Below are 20,690 nucleotides of genomic sequence, written 5' to 3' on the forward strand. Positions count from 1 at the left end.
TCGCATATGATCCCCGTCGCAAATTAAACACGTTGTTACTCCAAAAAATATAACGACTTGTTGCGACAATTTCGATTGGGGGATGTTCGAGCATGACTGATACCAGAACCATTTTTACCACCACCCGTAGGCCACGCCATTTTGCCTCCCGGGCGATGCTGGTTTGTGCGCCGCTGGTGGCCACGCCGTTTGCTGTGGGGGCTGAAGAAATAAGCGAAACCAGTGAAGAGGGCGCTTATCGTCTCGCACCGATTATCGTCAACTCGCAAGTTGCCGGCAGTGATGATTCCCGCTCGGTCGTCGCTCAAGAGCTTTGGGTCGGCGGCAAAGTGGCGACCAGCATTCTCAACACGCCCGCTTCCGTTTCCGTCGTCACCCAAAAGGAAATCGAGCAGCGCAGCGCCAGCACCACCGAAGAAGTGTTGCAGTACACCCCGGGCGTGCTGACCGATTATTACGGCACTGACGATCGCAACGACTACTTCAAAATTCGCGGCTTCCAGGCCACGACGTACCGTGACGGCATGACCTTGGGCTCAATGCGCGGTGTGCGCGAAGAGCCGTTCGCATATGAGCGTGTCGAAGTGTTGCGCGGCGCCAACTCCACCCTGTTTGGCCCGGCGGACCCAGGTGGCTCGGTGAACTTCGTGACCAAAAAACCGCGCTTCGAAAAGTTCGGCCAGGGTTACGTGACCTATGGCTCGTTCGATCATGCCGAAACGGGCATTGATGTCGGCGACACCGTGAACGAAGACAAAACGGTCGCCTACCGCCTCACCGGCAAACTCCAGGACAGTGATCGCGAATACGACCATTCACAGGACGATAACAAGTTCATCATGGGCGGCCTGACCTGGGCGCCGACGGCGTTTACCTCCGGCACACTCATTTACGACTACCTGAAGACCAACAGTTCGCCCAACAGCGGTGGCTATCCGCTGGACAAGGAATACAGCCGCAGCAAATTCTTCGGCGAACCGAGCTACAACTTCCACGATGTGGAACGCAGCAGCCTCAGCGGCAACTTCACCCATGATTTCGACAACGGCTTCATCCTGCGCAGCAATCTGCGTTACAGCGAACTGACCGATGATTTCGGCTACGTCTATCTGAGCGATTCGGCGGCGCGCACCGGCACGGTGGTAGATCGTTATGCCTTCGGCACAGACACCGACGCCGATCAGTTGAACGGCAACCTGATGCTGCAATACGACGCCCAGTTCGAAAACATCGACAGCAGCACAATGGTTGGCGTGGAATATCGCGATGCATCGACCAAAGACACCTCCGTCTATGCCTTGACCACACCCATCGACGTCGCCAATCCGGTCTACACCGGGGCGCCCGTCGGACTCGTGCCTTACAGTCGCAACAAACAGGACTACACCACCAAGTCGGTGTTCCTGCAGCAGAACCTGTCTTTCTATGACCGGTTCATCGTGACCGGCGGCGTGCGCAACGACTCTCTTGATCTGTCCAGCACCGACATCACCAACGTAAAAGCCTCGGATAACTTCTCCGAAACCTCGGTTCGCGGCGCGCTGACCTACATCGTCAACGATGAAGTGTCCACTTACGTCAGCATGGTCGAGTCTGTCTCGCCGCCGACCATTGGCGTCACGCCAGAGCGCGGCAAGCAGTATGAAGTGGGTGTGAAATATGCGCCGCTGGGCATGAATGCGCTGTTCTCGGCAGCCGTCTATGACCTGACCCAGGAAGATGTCTCCATCGCTGTCGTGCTGCCGAGCGGCATCATTGAGCAGCAGACGGTGGGCGAGTCGCGAGTGCGTGGTCTGGACCTGGAAGCCAAGGCTGAAATCACCGACAACCTGAGCCTGGTCGGCGGTTATTCGTACATGAAGTCGGACGTGCAGCGCGGCACGCTTTACGACGGGACGTCGCTCAAGGGCAATCAGTTCTCCGCAGCGCCCGAGCATTCGGCTTCGCTCTGGAGTTACTACAAAGTGCCAAACACCCGCGTCAGCGTGGGGCTGGGTGCTCGTTACATCGGCGCTTATTACTTCGATGCGGCCAACACCGGCGAGAGCGATGCAGCCACGCTGTTCGATGCTGCGTTCAACTATCAGATCGCCAAAGGCACCGATCTGGCGATCAACGTCTCCAACCTGGCAGACGAACAGCACGTGGTCGGCTCCGGCACGGCTGACTTCTATAACCCTGGTCGTGAATTGACGGCGAAGCTGAGTTATAGCTGGTAAGGCGCTATCCAATCACATGCACGGTTCGCGCTGTGCATGTGATTGCTCCGCGCGATCAAACCGTGAGTTCCCTCCTGGGTCGACCCGAGCCGCGTCTCACGTGTCCGTGCCTTTTTCCATCGACAGTAACTTTCGGCTGAATTTGGTTTCCATCACGATGTGAGAGGCGGTGTGTGCCACCCCTTTGATCATGTTGATCCGGGTGAGCTCGGCGTTGAGTTCGCTCAGGGTCGAGGTGGTGAGATGAATGATGAAATCAGACTCGCCCGACACGGCATAGACAGCCTGCACCGCATCCATTTTGCGCAGCGCTGTCATGACGTCGGTATAACTCTTGTTCGTGCAGGAGGTCATGGTGAAACAGTTGATGGACTGCTGGAGTCTGTCCTGGTCAATGCGAACGCTGTACCCGGTGATGACGCCTGCTTTTTCGAGTCGGGTAATCCGTTCCTGCACCGATGAACGCGAGACCCCGAGCTTGCGTGCCAAAGAAGCCGTGGGTTCGCGCGCGTTTGCTTGAAGGAGGCCGAGCAATTGCTTGTCTTTTTCGGTCAGATTGAACAATGAGCCGCTATGTTGCGTATCGTTGGGCACTTCCTTGACCTCGCTCGGATTCAGCTTTTATGAGTCGCCCTGCGTTGCGAGCGCGTTTCCTGAAACATGTCCATGATCTTCAGCCCGGCGTATACCGTTTGCGCGGCTGCCGGGCCAAGAGGGCCACCGTTCCATTCCAGTCCGTAGGCATCGAACAGACGATAGCGATCTGTTTCGCCGCAAATGGCTTCAGCGATGACGCGTGCGCCGATGGGTGCGGTGTTCATACCATGGCCACCAAACGATGTACATGTCCACAAGCCCTTACCGAGCGGCCCGATGTGAGGCATTTTATGCCGCGCATAGCCCATCAGCCCTGACCAGGCTTTTTCGATCTTGATGCCGCGCAATTGTGGGTAGACGTCGAGGATGTCTTCGGTCAGCAATTGGCCCAGGCGTTTCTCGTCTTGCAAGTTGCGAGTGGTGATACGACCGCCCCAGAGCAGCCGATCACCCTCGACGACCCGGTAATAGTCCGAAGCACGGCGGTTATCGCCCACGGCGTCGGTGGTATTGACGGTTTCTGCCAGGCGCTCGCCCAACCGTTCGGTCAGCACGGCGTACGTTGCGATCGGCAAAAAGGCGCGGCGTAATTTGCCGAACTCCGAACCACCGTAGCCGCCGCAGCAATACACGACGTCGGCGCAATCGACCGTGCCTTGGTCGGTGACGACGCGGTGTCTGCCAGCCCGGCTCTCGACGCGAATCATGGGCGACTGTTCATGAAGCCGGCCGCCGCCGTTTTCGATCAGCCGGCCCAGGCCCAGGCAATAATTCAGCGGGTGGAAATGAAATCCATGGTTATCGCGCAGCGCCTGAAAATAACGGTCGGTCTTGAGCTTTTCTCGGACGGCCGGACGATCCAGGTAATCGAGATGAAAGTCGAAATCAGTCGCCATTTTGTCGCGCAGTCGCTGGAGGTTATCGCCATCCTCATAACGCACCACGCTCAATTTTCCAGGCGTTGGCGCGCAGCCTGGCAGTTGATGATCGGTGATCATGTCCCGGACAATATCGACGCCTTCGAGCGACAGCTTGAACAGGGCGGCGGCGGTCGGTTTTCCGCAGCGTTGTTCGATGGCCGACAAGCCTTCCGACCAGCCTTGAAGCACGAAGCCGCCGTTACGGCCGGACGCGCCCCAGGCCACACGGCCGGCGTCCAGCAGCACGACCGACTTCCCGCGCGAAATCAGTTCCCATGCCGTGCTGAGGCCGGCAAGCCCTGCGCCGATGATGCACACATCAGCCTGGGCGTGGCCCGACAGCGGCGCCCGTTGAGGCGTTTCGTGCATCGTCGCGGTGTAGTAGTTGTTGCTATAGCTGTGCATGAAGTCCGTTGTCCTTTTTCCGGGCGCAGACAGGCAGCGCGCCGCGTCGTGGACGGGCGCCTGCACTCGAAGGGTTTATTGAATGTGGGTGAGGTCGGCGCCGTACCACTTCTCGGAAAGCTGTTTCAGCGTGCCGTCGGTTTTCATGTCGGCGACGATTTTGGTCAGCGCGCTGTTGAACGCTTCATCGCCTTTATCCACGGCAATCGCCAAGGGTTCGTAATACGCCGGTTTGCCCTCCACCTGCACGATCGGATAGCCATTCTTGACGGCAGCAACGATGGTGGGAAGGGCGGACAACGTGGCGTTCAGCCGAACCCCGTTGCCCATGCGCAGGTCATCCAGCGGACCCATGCTGTCGCCGTAGGTCTTGACCTCGCCGGGCGTGACGTCGTAGGTGAACGGCGGTACATCGACCGCGTCGATCTTGAGTTTGCGGTTGATGTAGTCTTCCGACGTCGTGCCGGCTTCAACCCCGATCACTTTGCCGTTCAGATCCTGCGGTTTGGTGCCGGCGGCGTCCTTGTACACGGCGAATACATACGGCGTGTAGTAGTAAATAGCGGGGAAGTCGAGAACTCGTGCGCGCTCGGTGGTGGGCGTCATGGAACCGACCGACAGGTCCCAGCGACTCGACCAGCGCCCGGCAGTAATGATCCCGTACTCTGGCGTTACGAAGTCGACTTTGGTGCCCAGGCGCCGACCGATTTCACTGGCGACATCAATATCAAAGCCTTGCAGTTTGTTGTCCGGCCCCAGAAACGATTGCGGCGGCCAATTGGCCGCGGTGGCCACCTTCATCATTTTTGTCTCATGGATACGGTCGAGCGTTGAACCGGCCCAGGCAGTGCCCGCGGCGACGGTGACGACGGTGGTAACAGCAACTGCAGTGAACAAGCGAGTCAGCGAGATCATGAGAAGCCTCCGGTTTTTTTTATGGGTCGACGACGTCAGTCGGTTCGACGGTTTTCTCAGTGGGCGAGAATCTGCGAAAGGAATTCCCGGGCACGCTCGTGCTGCGGGTTGTCAAAAAACGCATTGGGTTTGGCTTGCTCGATGATGCAACCCTGATCCATGAAAATGATCCGGTCGGCAACCCGTCGGGCAAACCCCATCTCGTGGGTGACGCACACCATCGTGATGCCGTCCTGCGCGAGTTCGCCCATCACATCCAGCACTTCCTTGACCATCTCGGGGTCAAGCGCGGACGTGGGTTCGTCGAACAGCATGATCCGAGGGCGCATGCACAAGGCGCGAGCGATAGCGACGCGCTGCTGCTGACCGCCCGAGAGCTGGCCCGGGTATTTGTCCGCCTGGTTTCTGATTCGCACCCGATCAAGATATTGGTAAGCCAGTTCGCGAGCCTCGGACTCGCTGAGTCTGCTCACCAGCCGCGGCCCCAGCATGAGGTTTTCCAGAATCGTCATGTGCGGGAACAAATTGAACTGTTGGAAGACCATGCCGACCTGACGCCGGATTCCGGCCACACAGGCGGCCTGACGCGTCAGTTCGGTACCGTCGATGAAAACGCTCCCTTTCTGAAAATCTTCGAGCAGATTCAAGCAGCGAATCAATGTGGATTTTCCAGATCCCGATGGCCCGCATACGACCACTATTTCGCCGCTGGCGATGTGCAAGTCGATGTCTTTAAGCACGTGAAAATCGCCGTACCATTTGTGCATGCCTTGAATCGAAATGGCGGGGGAAACGGCAGGCGCGGCTGTAGTTGACGGCGAGTTCATCCTGTAGCTCCTGATTCAGCGATGGGCGCGATTGAAATGCTTCTCAAGGCGGGCCTGGACGGTTTCCAGGATGATCGACAGCAGCCAATACAACACGGCAGCCGTGATGAGCATTTCCAGGTGACGAAACTCGGCCCGTCCTTGTGTCCGGGCCAGGAACATCAGCTCCCAGACCCCGATCACGGACACCAGCGAACTGTCCTTGAGCATCGAAATGAACTGATTGCCCGTCGGTGGAATGATCAGTCGCATGGACTGAGGAAGAATCACCCGCGTCATCGTCTGAAAAGGATTCAGGCCGATAGCCCGCGAAGCCTCCCACTGGCCCCGCGAAATGCTGCTGATCCCTGCACGGAAAATCTCTGTCATATAGGCGCCGTAGCACAGCGACAACGCCAGGATCCCGGCGGGAACGGCGCCGACGACATAGCCCAATTGCGGGATCCCCAGGTAAATCAGGTAGATCTGGATGAGAAGCGGAACACCGCGAAAAAACGAGGTGTAGAAGCTGGCAATGGCAATCGCGAAGCCGTTCGAAGATAAGCGTGCTGTTGCCCCCAGCAAGGCCAGAACGAACGCAATGGCGATGGAGATGGCGGACACATAGACAGTCGTGAAAACCCCTTGGGTGATCATGAAACCGACTTTGGTCGCGATGAAACTGTAAGAAAGATTGAAGGTGTCGAAGAATAAAAGAAACAGCACCAGCAGCTCGCACCAGACGGTGATGATCTGCGCTCGCAAGGGGAATCGGCCAAGAATGAACAGGTTCAGCACGACCGTGATCGTGAACGTCCCCCCGACTGCAATGTCGCGCGCCAGAGGCGCTTTCAAGTCGAGAACGATGGGCCCCATCAGGTTTGAAAGACGGCCTTCGCCCACGCCGCAAACAAGCGTAATGATGAAAATGACCACAGCCACCGCGCCCATGAACGCGGCACTGTCAGTCATTCGAGTCTTGACGATGTGGTCTTTGAACATGGCTTACACGCCTCGGGGTAACCCCTTATTGTTGTAAGCCCATTATGTGGGTGCGAAATGCCGGGCGGCACCCGGCGAATTGTTTGTGTTTGAAGTTTGTATGAGCATCCAGACGGGTGAGATCCCTACATCTGCAAGAAATGCCTGGCAGTTGTGGTTCAAGAATATCCAGCGAGGATGGCCGACCACGACGGCGAGGGCTCAACTCGCCGCACAGATATGCCAACCGCTGCGCATGCCTGTCAATCCAGAGCGGGAGGGCATGGATTTTTCAAACAGAAGCGAAGGCCGCCACGGTATGCAGCGATGACCGAATGTTCAAACCACCGTTGGGTCCGAGGTTATGAACAATCAGGTTTTATAGCTTGTGTAAGCAGCGCCAACGCCGATGGCACAAGAGGGGAGTATGGCTAATCAATTAACCCCAAAAATAAGCGGAATTCCGGATTCTCACTAAGCTCTCAATGAGTACTCGCACGTTGTCAACGCCAGGGCGTGAGATACGACTGATCAGCCCGCAAATGACCAGTTTCGACAATTATGTGCATCGATAGTTAGCTATCTATATACTGCGCGCCTTCATTTTTCAGGATGCCGACATGAAACAAGCACAGCCCATCTCCAGGGCCTCATCTTTTATTCTGATTGCGCTAGGCATTGTCATCGCCTTGCTGGGGCTCGCGCTCGGCGCTGGCGGTGTGAAACTGGCCACGCTGGGAGGCTCCTGGTACTTCCTGATCGGCGGGCTGCTGATGGTCGTTTCCGGCGTATTGATTGCCCGCCGCAGAACTGCAGGGGCGTGGGTATTTGCCGCATTTCTGATCGGTACGGCGATTTGGGCATTGCTCGACGTGGGCCTGGAATTCTGGCCATTGTTCTCGCGTCTGTTCATGTTCGGTGCGGTCGGTCTGGCGGTGACGCTGGTCTATCCACTGCTCAAGCGTGCCGGCGGTGAAGCCTCGGGCCGTGGTGCCTATGGCCTGGCGGCCGTGCTGGCCGTGGTACTCGCGGTGGCGGCGGGCAACATGTTCGTCGCTCACCCAAGCGTCGCACCGACAGGTGACGGCCCGGGCCTGACGCCGGTCGATCCGGCCAAGGCGCAGAAAGATTGGGCGCACTACGGCAACACCGAAGGTGGCAGCCGCTTCGCCGCGCTGGATCAGATCAATCGCGACAACGTCGACAAATTGAAAGTCGCCTGGACCTACCACACCGGCGACATCGCCGAGAGCGATGGTAACGGTGCAGAAGACCAACTGACCCCGTTGCAGATCGGCAACAAAGTGTTCATCTGCACGCCGCACAACAACTTGATCGCCCTCGAAGCCGACACCGGTAAAGAGCTGTGGAAGAACGCGATCAACGCACAGTCGAAAGTCTGGCAGCGTTGCCGTGGCATGGCGTATTTCGATGCATCCCAGCCGATCGCCCAGTCGAGCGGTTCGCAAGCCACGCCCGTCAGCGTACCGGCCGGCGCCAGTTGCCAGCGTCGTCTGCTGACCAACACCATCGACGCGCGCCTGATCGCGGTCGACGCCGACACCGGCGAGTTCTGCCAAGGCTTCGGCACCAACGGCCAGGTTGATCTGAAAGCCGGTCTGGGCAATGTGCCGGACAGCTACTATCAACTGTCCTCGGCACCGCTGATGGCAGGCACCACTGTGGTGGTCGGCGGCCGTGTGGCCGACAACGTTCAGACCGACATGCCGGGTGGCGTGATCCGTGGTTTCGACGTGATCACCGGCCAGATGCGCTGGGCGTTCGATCCGGGCAACCCGGAAAGCAAAACCGCTCCAGAGGGTGACAGCACCTACGTGCGCAGCTCCCCGAACAGCTGGGCGCCGATGTCGTATGACCCGGCCACCAACACGGTTTTCCTGCCGATGGGCAGCTCGTCGACCGACATCTATGGCGTTGAACGTACAGAGCTGGACCACAAATACGGCGCTTCGCTGTTGGCACTGGACGCCAGCAATGGTGACGAAAAGTGGGTTTACCAGACCGTCCACAACGACCTCTGGGACTTCGACATGCCGATGCAACCGAGCCTGATCGACTTCCCCAAGGCTGACGGTAAAACCGTCCCAGCCGTGGTGATCGGCACCAAGGCCGGGCAGATTTACGTGCTCGACCGCGCCACCGGCAAGCCGCTGACTGAAGTCGATGAAGTACCGGTCAAGCCAGGCGACATTCCGAACGAGCCATACTCGCCGACCCAGCCGAAATCCGTGGGAATGCCACAGATCGGCGCGCAACACCTGACCGAGTCGGACATGTGGGGCGCGACGCCTTACGATCAACTGCTGTGCCGCATCGACTTCAAGTCCATGCGCTACGACGGCCTCTACACCGCGCCGGGCACTGACAAGTCGCTGAGCTTCCCGGGCTCGCTGGGTGGCATGAACTGGGGCAGCATCTCCACTGACCCGGTGCACGGTTTCATCTTCGTCAACGACATGCGTCTGGGGCTGTGGATCCAGATGATCACCGCGCCGACTGAAGCCCCGAAAGCACCACCTACCGGCGGCTCGGCTGGCGAAGCGCTGAACACCGGCATGGGCGCAGTACCGCTGAAAGGCACGCCTTACGCGGTCAACAAAAACCGCTTCCTGTCAGTGGCCGGCATTCCTTGCCAGGCGCCGCCATTCGGCACCCTGACCGCGATTGACATGAAGACCCGCAAAGTCGCATGGCAAGTCCCGGTCGGCACCGTTGAAGACACCGGTCCCCTGGGCATCCGCATGCACTTGCCGATCAAGGTCGGCCTGCCAACCCTCGGCGGCACCCTGTCGACCCAAGGTGGTCTGGTGTTCATCGCCGGTACTCAGGACTTCTACTTGCGCGCCTTCAACAGCGCCAACGGTGACGAAGTCTGGAAAGCACGTCTGCCGGTCGGCAGCCAGGGCGGCCCGATGACGTATGTCTCGCCGAAATCCGGCAAGCAATACGTGGTCATCACTGCGGGCGGCGCGCGTCAGTCGACCGATCGCGGCGACTACGTCATTGCGTACACCTTGCAGTAAAAGAATAAGCCCGCCGCGGCGGGTGCGTTGATCTAGGCGGCACCTTCGGGTGTCGCTTTTTTTTCAGGAATCAAAGATGTTTTCCGTTGTTGATTTTTCCCGTTCCTCCTTCGTTAACTGCCTGCTGCTGGGCTTGAGCTGCAGCGCTGCGTTGCCGGCGCTGGCCGACACCGGTTCGGATCTGATGACCCGCAGCACCCTCACCGGCGACTGGGGCGGTCTGCGCCATCAGTTGAACGAGGACGGCATCAAGTTCACTGGCGATTACAGCGGCGAAACCGCCTACAACGCCCACGGCGGCCTGCACCGTTCGGCGCGCTATTCGCAGAACATCAAGCTCGGCGTCCAGTTCGATCTCGGCAAGTTGTACGGCATCGACAACGGTGGCCTCGTCCAGCTGACCATCAATGACCGTCGCGGCAACAGCGCTTCCGAAGACCTGGTCGGCAACCGTCTGCCGATCCAGGAAAACTACGGTGGCCTCTACACCCGCCTGACCGAGTTGAGTTACGAGCGCACGCTGTTCACCCCGGCGCTGAACGTCAAGCTGGGTTACATGGCAATGGGCAACGATGTCGGCGGTCTCGACAGCGGCATTCTGTGCAACTTCATGAACGCCGGTTTCTGCGGTCACCCGCTGAACATGTCCGGTGGCAGCGGTTGGAGCAACTACCCCAACGCGCACCTGGGCGCACGGGTCAAATACGATTTCTCGCCGTCGTGGCAACTGCGCGTAGCGGCCTTCAACGTCGACCCTGAAAGCAACGGCAACTCGAGTCGCGCCTGGAATCCGGGGCCCAAGCACACCACCGGCACCGTGGTGCCGATCGAGTTGGTGTACAAGCACGCGGGCAAGCTGCCGGGTGAATACAAGCTCGGTTATTACTACGACAGCTCCGACGCCAAACGCATCGACAGCAATTCCGAGGAGGCCGGGCGCAGCGGTCACTATCTGCTGATTGATCAGACCGTGTGGAATTCGCCAACGTCCGAAGGTCGCAGTGTGCATGCCTTCGGCCAATACTCGGCAGCCAGCGCCGCAGCCTCGCCATTCAAGACCTGGTACGGCGCCGGCGTGGTTCTGTACAAACCGTTCGAAAGCCGTGCGCGCGATACCGTTGCGTTGGGTTACGGCCGCGCCGTGCCGAACCCGCGCAGCCGCGACGTGCAGCAAGACGCTGCGCAGGCCAACGGCGGGACATTCCCGAATCTGGACAGCGCCGAGCAGTTGATCGAGCTCAGCTATGGCTACCAGGCAACACCGTGGTTGCTGCTGCGTCCGGACATGCAATACATCATCGAACCGGGCGCGTTTTCCGGTGAGAACATCGACAATGCGTTGGTGGTCGGTTTGCAGGTGAAAGCGATTTTCTAGGGTTTCAGCGACAAACGACAGAACGCGAATCGGCCGCTACGGACATGACAGTTATTGTCACCCCCGGAGCGGCCGATTTTGTTTACGGATTTCAGCCCTGACGCGCGGCCATCGCCGAGTAGCTGTTCATCAGGTTGCGGTAGTTCGGGATGCGCTGGGACAGCAGGTTACCCAGGCCTTCGATGTCGTTGCGCCAGTCGCCTTGCAGCTCACAGGCCACCGAGAACCAGTTCATCATTTGCGCGCCGGCATTGGTCATGCGGTTCCACGCGGCTTGCTGCACGGTGGTGTTGAAGGTGCCGGAGGAGTCGGTGACCACGAAGACCTCGAAGCCTTCAGCCAGTGCGGACAGGGCCGGGAAGGTGACGCAGACGTCGGTCACGACACCGGCGATGATCAATTGCTTGCGGCCGGTGGCTTTGATCGCCTTGACGAAGTCTTCGTTGTCCCAGGCGTTGATCTGGCCGGGGCGGGCGATGTACGGCGCGTCCGGAAACATCTCTTTCAACTCTGGCACCAGCGGGCCGTTCGGGCCTTGTTCGAAACTGGTGGTGAGGATCGTCGGCAGCTCGAAGAACTTGGCGACGTCCGCCAGGGCCAGCACGTTGTTCTTGAATTCGTTTGGCGAGAAATCCTGCACCAGCGAGATCAGACCGGTCTGGTGGTCGATCATCAGTACAACAGCGTCATCTTTGTTCAGGCGGTTGTAGGTGGCGTTGGTCATGGTGAAGTCCTTTATCGAGTTGGGGTAAGTGGCGTTGTTCAACAGTGGCGTCGTTCAACATGGGCTCAGATTAAGGCGTTGCCGGGGAGGGAAAAAGCGCCTGGAAACGGTTTGACTGTCGCCTTTGGGTGGACAATGCCGGGCGTCGTCTCTTGATGCCTTTTTTGCAGGCATGAAAAGGGGGCCATCCAGGCCCCCCTTGTCAGTCCGCGTCGCTTGAATCGCGAGCAATCTCTCTCCTATGGGGCTCAGGAGGTGCCGAGTCCTTCCGACAGATCCGCTGAATTGCCGGATGTGCCTGAGCTTCCTGAGGCGCCGGGGCGTGGCGCACCGGGTTCGGTCTGGTGCTCCGTGGTTTGGGTGACGGTATCGCGCACCGCGTCGTAACCTTCCTGGGCCTGTTTTTTCACCTTGTCGACCATGCCGGCACTGGCGCCTCCGAGGTAGCGTCGCTCGGTGGACGTGGTTGGAAACGCCGCGCCGAGCAAGGCCCCCAGCGCGATGCCCGCCGCCGCGACCACCAAGGGTTGTTCCTTGAGCATGCGGTTGAACTGCTGACCCAGCGCTTGAGTGTTCTGCACAACGCTGTCGCTGGCGTGATGCATGGCATCGCCCATGTTGTGCGAAGCAGCACTCAAGCGGTCGCCCATATTGTGCGACGCGGCGCCAACCCGATCACCCATGCTGGCCGCGCGATCCTTCAGCGATTGATAGCCTTCACTGACCGAATCCGCCGTGTCGTGCAAATGACCGCGCGCACTGTCGATGCCATCGGCCAGGCCGTCGGCCCATTCGCCGAACCGATTTTGATCCGGCCCGCTGCGATAGCCGGGTTGCGGCTGAGGCGGGCGGTTCTGGCTCATCATTAACCACAGCAGACCGACCGAGGTCAGCACCGCCGGCACAGGATTGTTGCGCACGCTGGTGCCCAGATTAGTGAGGAATGTGGTGCCGTTGCTTTGCATCATGCCCAGCGCCTGATCGAACATCTGGCCCGGGGTGAATTTGCTTTCCAGTGCGTCGACGATGTTGCCGATGCTGGCGCGTTGCGCATCGATTTCGCGTTCGATCTGCTCGGGATCCTTGTCGGTGTTCAGTTCGGCTTGCAGGTTGGATTCGCGGTTCATGAGACTTTCCTCCGCAGGGCTTCCTGATCCTTGTTCAAAGCGTCCAGTGTGCGGTCAGGTTTGAAGTGGGATGGCTCGAACTGTTTTTTGCCGGACTGCAGCATGACGAAACCGATGATCATCACCACCACGCCGACGATCAACGCCGCCAGCCAGGGCGCCATCATCGTGCTCAAGCCGTACACGGCGGACATCAGCAAAATGATGAATCCGGCCAGCAAGACAATCGCGCCGCCCGCCACGGCGGCGATCCCGGCTTTAAGGGTCGTCAGGCTGTTTTGCAGCTCCGCTTTCATCAGCGCCAGTTCTTTGGTGAACAGCGCCGGCACTTCACGCGACAACTGGCGCAAGAGGCCGACGATAGATACGTCATCAGAGCTGGCAGCGGTGCTCGTGGGCTTTGCGCCCGGCACATTCAGATCGTCTCTGTTCATCACAGTGCTCCTTTGGGTGGCGTGGTATCCGGCGACACGGTCGAGGCGAAATCAGAGGGGTGGTCGCGCAGGTCCGGGGATGCCGCCGTAATGCCGGTGGCCAGGCCCGGGTTGAGGTCTTGCCGCTGGGCAGGGGATGTTTCATCGAGAGGGCGAGTGCCCAAGTCCGCCGTTGGCGGCACGGTGCGGCGCGGTGTCGGCTCCTGAGTCGTGCTTACCGTGGCGGCGGGGGAGCTGCCGGCCTTGAGGAAGCGCGACAGCCCGAAGCCCAGCGCGATACTGCCGGCAATGAACAGCCCCGGATTGTCCCGGGCCAGTTTTGCGCCATCGTGCAGAAAGGCTTCGGCGCTTTTACCACGCAGATTGCCGGCCATGCTGGTCATCGATTCGGCGATGTCGGACAGGTAACCGGACATGCCCAGCGTGTCTTTGTCCTCCAGCTCTCCGGCAAAGGATTTCGCGCCCTGGGCCAACGCTTCGATTTGCTCGGCGGCCGTGTCGCGGTACTGCCCGTATTGCGTTTCAGCCTGATGCCGGCCGCTGTCGAGCGCTTGCGATACGTCATCTTTGAGGTGCTGAAAATCGTGCTGCGGTTGTTGAGAGTCCTGATCGTGCGGCTGACCCCCGGGTCTTGCGTCTGAAGTGTCCATCTCGTCCCTCACTTTTCAATGAAAACAAGCGGTGCGGGATGACGCGGCACAATACTCCACGCTCCCTCATAGAGAGTGACGGGGTAGTGAATCAGGGAGTTCAAGCGGATTGACGGGCTACCCGACTGGCGTGCTCAGGCCCAAGCGTGGACGAGCGCCAGCGCGGCGATATTGGTCATGGACGACCCGCAACGGCACGCTGTCCATCCAGCGCAGTGTCGTCGTTCGAGGATTGAAAGGGCCCTCGATCAGCTTCAATCGGGCCGCTGACAAATGGCGGTCGGGTGTTTGTACTGGCAGGCGAAGCCGATTCTGGAGGGATTCATCGCATACTTTATTTGTCTGGGGTTGAACTTCGTAACGCGTCATACCATTGCGAGTAGGGCGTGTTGCCGACCCGGTAGCGATTGAAGTCAGGACTGCCATCGTCCCACCACACCGGGCCGCGCTCGCCAAGCTTTACCTTGGCGGCGTTTACACGTGTCCGGGCGAGTATCAGTCCGGCGGAATTACCAGTGGCTTTCGCGGTTTTTACTTCGCGCCGCGCGGCCATCAGTTCATCCACCAAACCTTGTCGCAGACATTCGTCCAGTCGCGGATTGGTACAGCGCCAGAGTTGCTCCTTGACGACAAAGTAGCGACCATCAGGCGTCGTCGGATGCATGGCATTGACGCGGTTAAACGATGCCGACAAACGACAGGATAAACAGGGCGATTACGACTGCGCCGACGATGTAGACAATGCTGTTCATGGTAGTTACCTCTCTCAGTGGACTAAAAATGACACTTCGGTGCCGTTGTATAACCGACACCTGGTCGCGCCCAAACGTTCCGAAAAACGGTTTTGGCATCACAGCAGATGCTGCCCGCGAAGGCACAAGGACGAGTCCATCGGGCTCCAGCCAGACTTCATGTTTCCATTTTCGACCCTGTTGCCGGTCGACGATTGGTTACTTGCCGTGCTGCTTGTGCCGCGTATGCGTCATCGTCGCTCCAGACGGGTGAGGGGGGGCGCCGTGATTCATCCTTGGGTGGGTGAGCGCTTGAATTGCCGAGACCACACACCTCAGCCCCGCAGTGTCGCCTTGAGCAGAGGATCGTTCAGATAAGCCACATTCAGTCTGGTCCACGGATTGATCCGCGACTGCTCCGGCGAAAAGATGTGCCCCGGCGCGATCATGAAGCCTTTGGGCAGCAGCTCGCGAGTCAGCTCACGGGCATCGCCGATGCGCGGGAATCTGGCCCACAGATAAAGACTTTGCTCGGGCCGACAGAACACTTCGGCGCCGATGTCGTCGAGCATTTGCAGACCCTCGGCCGTGGCCTGCCTGAGGCGTTCCTGAAGGCGGATCGAATGCCGCAGGAAATGGCCTTCGACGAGGATGGCGTCGACGGTGCGCTCGCACAGTTCAGATGAACTGGTGTGAAGCATCATTTTCAGATCGCCCAGTTCATCAATGACGTCTTTGCTGCCGGCGATGAACCCCACGCGCAGGGCCGCTGACACCGATTTTGAAAAGCTGCCGACGTACAGCGAATGCTTCAACTGGTCGAGTGCCGACACTTTGAGCGCGGTCGCCGGTTTGAAGTCTGCCAGCGCATCATCGTCCACCAGAATGAAGTTGTGTTCCTCGGCCAATTGCACAAGCCGATGCGCCTTGCCGGGCGAAATGTCGGAGCCGGTCGGGTTGTGGCCGACCGACTGGATGAAAAACAGTTTGGGTTTGTGCGTGCGCAGATGCTGCTCCAGCACCTGCAAATCAGGCCCGTCCGGCAAGCGAGGGACGGGCAACATGTTCGCGCCTTGCAACTGCAATTTGCCGAACAACGGGTAGTAACCCGGGTCTTCCACCAATACGCAATCGCCGGGGGCAAGGAACCGTCGAATGATCAGATCGAGTGCGTGATTGGCGCCGTGGGTAGTGACGATTTGCCGAGGGCTGACGGTAATCGCATAGGCAGCGAGTTTCTGCGTCAGATGCTGGCGCAGCCCGGCATTACCGAGTCGATTGCCGTATCGGAACAGGGTGGTGACGCCGGTTCGCATGATCTGCCGGGTGAACTTGTCCAGGCGCATGTCCATCAGCCATTCCACCGGTGGGAACCCTTCGCCGAGCGGCGAATGGCCCGGCTCGCGGACGAATTGCTGGCGCATCAGCCAGATGGTGTCCATCGCCCGGGCATACGGCGGCGGTTCCTCAGGCTCCTGATGGTCAGGCGCGCCTTGTTTGACGAAAAAACCCTGTCCATGGCGCGCCTCGACCAAGCCCTGCGAGGCCAGTGCCTCGTACGCCGTGATCACGGTGTTTTTGGAGTGGCCCAGCAGGCGCATGCATTCGCGCAGCGAGGGCAGTCGATCCCCCGCGCGATAGGTGCCATCGACGATCTGATCCGTGAGTGAAACCGCCAGTTGCTGGGCTAATGTCATCCGGGCCATGGGGCGAAATCCTGTGAAATGAGCCGCAAGGGTACAGCTTGGGTACTGTCTGTCCAAACTGTACCTTCTCTGCCGGTACAGAGCGCAATAGTGTTGTCGCAACCAAAACAATAACCGCGACAGGACTTTCAGATGAGCCTCGACTCTCGCCTTGCCAACTTTCGTAGCCTGACCCCCGCTGAACGCTTGGGGCATTTGCAGGAGTTGCTGCAACTCCCGGCCGCCGACATAGACCTGCTGAAGAACGATGGCGCGCTGCCGCTTGAAATCGCCGATGGCATGATCGAAAACGTGATCGGCAAATTCGAACTGCCATACGCCGTCGCCAGCAACTTCCAGATCAATGGCCGCGATGTCATCGTCCCACTGGTTGTCGAGGAGCCCTCGGTGGTGGCCGCCGCGTCGTTCATGGCCAAACTGGCCCGCTCAGCCGGCGGTTTTCTGACCTCCAGTTCCCTGCCGCTGATGCGCGCCCAAGTGCAAATCGTCGAGATTGAAGATCCCTTCAACGCTCGCCTGAGCCTGTTGCGCCGCAAAGACGAAATCATTGAGTTGGCCAATCGCAAAGACCAGTTGTTGAACAAACTGGGCGGCGGTTGCCGGGATATCGAAGTCCACACCTTCGCGCAAAGTCCAAGAGGCCCGATGCTGGTGGCGCACCTGATCGTCGACGTGCGTGATGCCATGGGCGCGAACACGGTCAACACGATGGCTGAGGCCGTTGCGCCATTGATGGAGGAAATCACTGGCGGCAAGGTTCGGCTGCGCATTCTCTCCAATCTCGCTGACCTGCGGCTGGCCCGTGCGCAGATTCGCATCGCCCCTGAATTGCTCACGACCGATGCCTATAAGGGCGAAGACGTGATCGAAGGCATCCTCGACGCCTACAACTTTGCCGTCGTTGATCCTTACCGCGCCGCCACGCACAACAAAGGCATCATGAATGGCATCGATCCCTTGATCGTCGCCACGGGGAATGACTGGCGTGCCGTTGAAGCGGGCGCACATGCTTATGCCTGTCGCAATGGCCATTACGGTTCGCTGACTACCTGGGAAAAGGACAGCAAGGGTCATCTCGTCGGCACCCTCGAAATGCCGATGCCGGTCGGACTGGTCGGCGGTGCCACCAAAACCCACCCACTGGCGCAACTGTCCCTGCGCATCCTCGGTGTGAAAACCGCTCAAGAACTGGCCGAAATCGCCGTCGCCGTTGGCTTGGCGCAAAACTTGGGCGCGTTGCGAGCGCTGTCGACCGAAGGTATCCAGCGTGGCCATATGGCGCTGCATGCACGAAATATCGCGCTGTCCGCCGGTGCGAAAGGTGAGGAGGTCAGTTGGCTGGTGAAGGAAATGGTCGAGGCGCGTGACGTTCGCGCGGATAAAGCGGCCGAGCTGCTCAAGCAAAAGCGAGCCGAGTGATGAGCGCCCATGATGACAATGTCGTCAGGCTGGTCGAGGTCGGCGCACGGGACGGCTTGCAGAACGAGACGCTGACCCTCGCACCGGCCATTCGGGTGGAACTGCTGAATAAACTCGCCGATGCGGGTATGCGCAGTCTTGAGGCCGGAGCGTTTGTGTCGCCGCGCTGGGTGCCGCAGATGGCCGGTTCCGATGAGGTGTTGCGCGCCTTGGCGGATCGTCCTGAGGTGACCTGGACGGCACTGGTGCCCAATGTTCAAGGACTGCAAGCGGCGCTGGCGGCAGGGTGCCGGGAGGTGGCGGTGTTCGCCGCGGCTTCGGAAGCTTTCTCCCGCAAGAACATCAATTGTTCGATCGCCGAAAGCCTCCTGCGTTTTCAGGACGTCATGGCGCTCGCACGCGAGACGGGTGTCAGCGTGCGAGGCTACGTTTCTTGCGTCATGGGTTGCCCCTTCACCGGTTCTGTCGAACCCGAGGCAGTCGCTGAGGTGAGCGCCTCGCTCTTCGACATGGGCTGCTATGAAATCAGCCTCGGCGACACGATTGGCACGGGCACGCCCGCAGCAACCAAAGCCTTGATCGAAAGCTGTGGCAACGTCGTGCCTGTCAGTGCGTTGGCGGGGCATTTTCACAACACGTACGGCATGGCCATCGCTAACATTCACACCGCGCTGGAGATGGGCGTGCGGGTGTTTGACAGCTCCGTCGCGGGTCTCGGCGGCTGCCCTTATTCGCCGGGCGCGACCGGCAATGTCGCCACCGAAGATGTGCTCTATCTGCTCGACGGTTTGGGCTTCAAACACGGTGTAGACCTTGACGCCGTGATCGATGCCGGCGAATTCATCAACGCTCATTTGGGGCGCGAAACCGCTTCCAGCGTGGCGCGTGCGTTATTGGCAAAACGGCTTCGCGAACACTGATCCACCTGCATCTCCAGAGGTTCATAACAATAAAAGCTCGCAAGGGCAGTGGGAGAATTCCTTGAAATCCGATCTCTACGAAGTCTGGGGTGACACGGTCAACGGCCGCCACCTGATCTATTCGATTGCCATTGGCGCCACGGTCAGCCTCGGCGCTTTTTTCGCGGCCGCGCAGGTGCTTTCCGGGTGGGTCGAGAATCCGCAGATGGCGCGGGCGTACGCGATGTTGGTGGGTATCGTCGGTTGCCTCGTCGGCGGGGCGATCAGCGCAAAACTGTTCAAACCCAAGCGCAATGTCATGGAGCACGAGGCCGATCCGGCCTGGCGAGACCGGGTTCTGGCAGAACTGCAAAGCGAGTTCGGCGACCTCGGCAAGTTGTCGGATCTGCCGCCGGAGACAATTGCCGAGCTGAAGGAAATGGATCTCTATGATCTGTTCGCCGACTACGAAAAGAAGAACCCCGCGCAGATTGAAACGCGCACGGCAACGGCACCTTCAATCAGCGTTGAAGGGGGTCGCTCATGATCGGGCCGATAATGGAGCAAATCCTTTTCGCACTGGGTATGGGAATTCTCGGCGCGGTGATCTTCGCCGGTATCGGGCTCATCTCCGGCAGCGACGAAACCACGACCCTCGCGCCGCTGACCTTGCTGGTGGTGCTGCTGGGTGTACCCGCGCCGGGCGTATTGACGTTCTTCCTCGCCGGTGCGGTTGCCAAGCACATGACCCACGCCGTGCCGACGGCGCTGTTGGGCATCCCCGGCGACACCATGGCCACGCCGCTGATGCGTGAGGCCAACTTCCTGCGCAACCTTGGCGTACCGCACATCGCGTTGCGCAAAATGATTTCCGGAGCGGTCATCGCTGCGTTGATCGCGGTGCCGATGGCGGTGTTGTTTGCCGTGATGCTCGCGCCGTTTGGCGATGCCATCAAACATGCGGCGCCGTGGGTTTTTCTGTGTGCTGCGATTGCCATCGCCTGGTTTTCGAAAGGCGGGTTGGCGGCGGTGCTCGCGATGATTCCCTTTGTCATGATCATCGTCGGCTTGCAAAGCGTTACCGGACAATATGGCGTCAAACTCAGCGTCAGTTACTTTCTGGGCATCGCCATCGGGCCGCTGATTGCCGCGCTGTTTTCCATGCTTGCGCCCGCCGAACGAGCGACGATGAAACGCCAGGAAGTGCGCACGTTTTCACTGGCGCCGGACGTCAAAAGCTGGGGCGGTTTCTTCCCCAATCCGCTGAAGGTGATGGACAACAAGCAAACGGTCTGGACCGCCATCACGGCAAGCATTTCCAGCGCCACGTTTGTCTTCAGCCCGGTGGCAATGACCGTGATCATGGGCGAGTTGGTCGGCTCAAGGGTCAAGCATGTCTACCATCGACTGACCACGGTCATCACGGCCCGAAACGGCGTCACCGAAGCGACCTATATCGCCGAAGCATTAATCCCGCTGATTGCCTTCGGTTTGCCGTTGAGCCCGGTGGCTGCGGGGCCTGCAGCGCCATTGTTCAACGCGCCGCCACGTTTCAGCGTCGATGCCGCCACCGGTCAGATCAACAACCTGCACACGCTGCTGAGCACGTGGGAATTCCTCGGTTACAGCATGTTGGCGGTCATCGTCGCCATTCTCATCGCCTATCCCTTCACGATGAATTACGCCCATCGCGCCGCATCGTTTGTCTCGCGCAAGATCAGCCACGAAGCGGTGATAT

The 20,690-nt window shown here is 59.4% G+C and carries 18 protein-coding genes and 1 pseudogene; 7 read left to right on the forward strand and 12 right to left on the reverse strand.

Annotated features, from left to right (window positions below; translation table 11 throughout):
* The first annotated feature begins 155 nt into the window (after window positions 1–155).
* Window positions 156–2,219, forward strand: coding sequence for a TonB-dependent siderophore receptor (locus tag GIW69_RS23935; RefSeq protein ID WP_236485257.1), 2,064 nt, complete (start codon window positions 156–158; stop codon window positions 2,217–2,219).
* A 96-nt stretch (window positions 2,220–2,315) separates the two neighbouring features.
* Here GIW69_RS23935 and GIW69_RS23940 read toward each other — a convergent pair whose 3' ends face one another.
* From GIW69_RS23940 to GIW69_RS23960, 5 genes are all read right to left on the reverse strand, one after another.
* Window positions 2,316–2,813, reverse strand: a complete 498-nt coding sequence (locus tag GIW69_RS23940; protein ID WP_236485241.1) for an Lrp/AsnC family transcriptional regulator — start codon at window positions 2,811–2,813, stop codon at window positions 2,316–2,318.
* Window positions 2,814–2,833: 20 nt separating this feature from the next.
* Window positions 2,834–4,141, reverse strand: coding sequence for an NAD(P)/FAD-dependent oxidoreductase (locus tag GIW69_RS23945; protein ID WP_236485242.1), 1,308 nt, complete (start codon window positions 4,139–4,141; stop codon window positions 2,834–2,836).
* A gap of 75 nt (window positions 4,142–4,216) precedes the next feature.
* Entirely contained in the window at window positions 4,217–5,056 is an 840-nt protein-coding gene (locus GIW69_RS23950) for a transporter substrate-binding domain-containing protein (RefSeq protein ID WP_236485243.1), read from the reverse strand.
* Between the two features lie 56 nt (window positions 5,057–5,112).
* The gene (locus GIW69_RS23955) at window positions 5,113–5,883 is read right to left on the reverse strand and encodes an amino acid ABC transporter ATP-binding protein (RefSeq protein ID WP_236485244.1); all 771 of its coding nucleotides are present in this window, start codon (window positions 5,881–5,883) and stop codon (window positions 5,113–5,115) included.
* A 15-nt stretch (window positions 5,884–5,898) separates the two neighbouring features.
* The gene (locus GIW69_RS23960) at window positions 5,899–6,864 is read right to left on the reverse strand and encodes an amino acid ABC transporter permease (RefSeq protein WP_236485245.1); all 966 of its coding nucleotides are present in this window, start codon (window positions 6,862–6,864) and stop codon (window positions 5,899–5,901) included.
* 599 nt (window positions 6,865–7,463) lie between these two features.
* Between GIW69_RS23960 and GIW69_RS23965 the strand changes: the two genes are divergently transcribed.
* Together GIW69_RS23965 and GIW69_RS23970 are read left to right on the forward strand one after the other, a co-directional pair.
* Window positions 7,464–9,887, forward strand: a complete 2,424-nt coding sequence (locus tag GIW69_RS23965; RefSeq protein ID WP_236485246.1) for a glucose/quinate/shikimate family membrane-bound PQQ-dependent dehydrogenase — start codon at window positions 7,464–7,466, stop codon at window positions 9,885–9,887.
* Between the two features lie 76 nt (window positions 9,888–9,963).
* Entirely contained in the window at window positions 9,964–11,262 is a 1,299-nt protein-coding gene (locus tag GIW69_RS23970; protein WP_236485247.1) for a carbohydrate porin, read from the forward strand.
* Window positions 11,263–11,353: 91 nt separating this feature from the next.
* Here GIW69_RS23970 and ycaC read toward each other — a convergent pair whose 3' ends face one another.
* From ycaC to GIW69_RS24005, 7 genes and pseudogenes are all read right to left on the reverse strand, one after another.
* Window positions 11,354–11,986 (reverse strand): isochorismate family cysteine hydrolase YcaC, encoded by a 633-nt coding sequence (gene ycaC / locus GIW69_RS23975; RefSeq protein ID WP_236485248.1) that lies wholly within the window; start codon window positions 11,984–11,986, stop codon window positions 11,354–11,356.
* A gap of 248 nt (window positions 11,987–12,234) precedes the next feature.
* Window positions 12,235–13,113, reverse strand: a complete 879-nt coding sequence (locus GIW69_RS23980; RefSeq protein ID WP_236485249.1) for a DUF3618 domain-containing protein — start codon at window positions 13,111–13,113, stop codon at window positions 12,235–12,237.
* Complete coding sequence (locus GIW69_RS23985; RefSeq protein ID WP_236485250.1) at window positions 13,110–13,547, reverse strand: phage holin family protein; 438 nt, start codon at window positions 13,545–13,547, stop codon at window positions 13,110–13,112. Before GIW69_RS23985 ends, GIW69_RS23980 begins: the two co-directional genes overlap by 4 nt.
* The gene (locus GIW69_RS23990) at window positions 13,547–14,197 is read right to left on the reverse strand and encodes a hypothetical protein (RefSeq protein ID WP_236485251.1); all 651 of its coding nucleotides are present in this window, start codon (window positions 14,195–14,197) and stop codon (window positions 13,547–13,549) included. Before GIW69_RS23990 ends, GIW69_RS23985 begins: the two co-directional genes overlap by 1 nt.
* 171 nt (window positions 14,198–14,368) lie before the next feature.
* Window positions 14,369–14,523: pseudogene (locus GIW69_RS23995) on the reverse strand (UV damage endonuclease UvsE); the annotation flags it as partial.
* A gap of 8 nt (window positions 14,524–14,531) precedes the next feature.
* Window positions 14,532–14,861, reverse strand: coding sequence for a hypothetical protein (locus tag GIW69_RS24000; RefSeq protein WP_236485252.1), 330 nt, complete (start codon window positions 14,859–14,861; stop codon window positions 14,532–14,534).
* 402 nt (window positions 14,862–15,263) lie between these two features.
* A complete protein-coding gene (locus GIW69_RS24005; RefSeq protein WP_236485253.1) occupies window positions 15,264–16,634 on the reverse strand; it encodes an aminotransferase-like domain-containing protein in 1,371 nt (456 codons plus the stop codon).
* A 132-nt stretch (window positions 16,635–16,766) separates the two neighbouring features.
* On the opposite strand from GIW69_RS24005, the gene GIW69_RS24010 reads away from it, so the two are divergent.
* From GIW69_RS24010 to GIW69_RS24025, 4 genes are all read left to right on the forward strand, one after another.
* Entirely contained in the window at window positions 16,767–18,053 is a 1,287-nt protein-coding gene (locus tag GIW69_RS24010; RefSeq protein WP_236485254.1) for a hydroxymethylglutaryl-CoA reductase, degradative, read from the forward strand.
* A complete protein-coding gene (locus GIW69_RS24015; protein WP_236485255.1) occupies window positions 18,053–18,973 on the forward strand; it encodes a hydroxymethylglutaryl-CoA lyase in 921 nt (306 codons plus the stop codon). Before GIW69_RS24010 ends, GIW69_RS24015 begins: the two co-directional genes overlap by 1 nt.
* A 61-nt stretch (window positions 18,974–19,034) precedes the next feature.
* Window positions 19,035–19,499, forward strand: coding sequence for a hypothetical protein (locus GIW69_RS24020; protein ID WP_236485258.1), 465 nt, complete (start codon window positions 19,035–19,037; stop codon window positions 19,497–19,499).
* Window positions 19,496–20,690 (forward strand): tripartite tricarboxylate transporter permease (locus GIW69_RS24025; protein WP_236485256.1); only part of this gene is annotated, 1,195 nt, incomplete at its 3' end. The genes GIW69_RS24020 and GIW69_RS24025, both read left to right, overlap by 4 nt.

It is taken from the genome of Pseudomonas syringae, assembly GCF_021605415.1.
GTDB lineage: Bacteria > Pseudomonadota > Gammaproteobacteria > Pseudomonadales > Pseudomonadaceae > Aquipseudomonas > Aquipseudomonas syringae_S.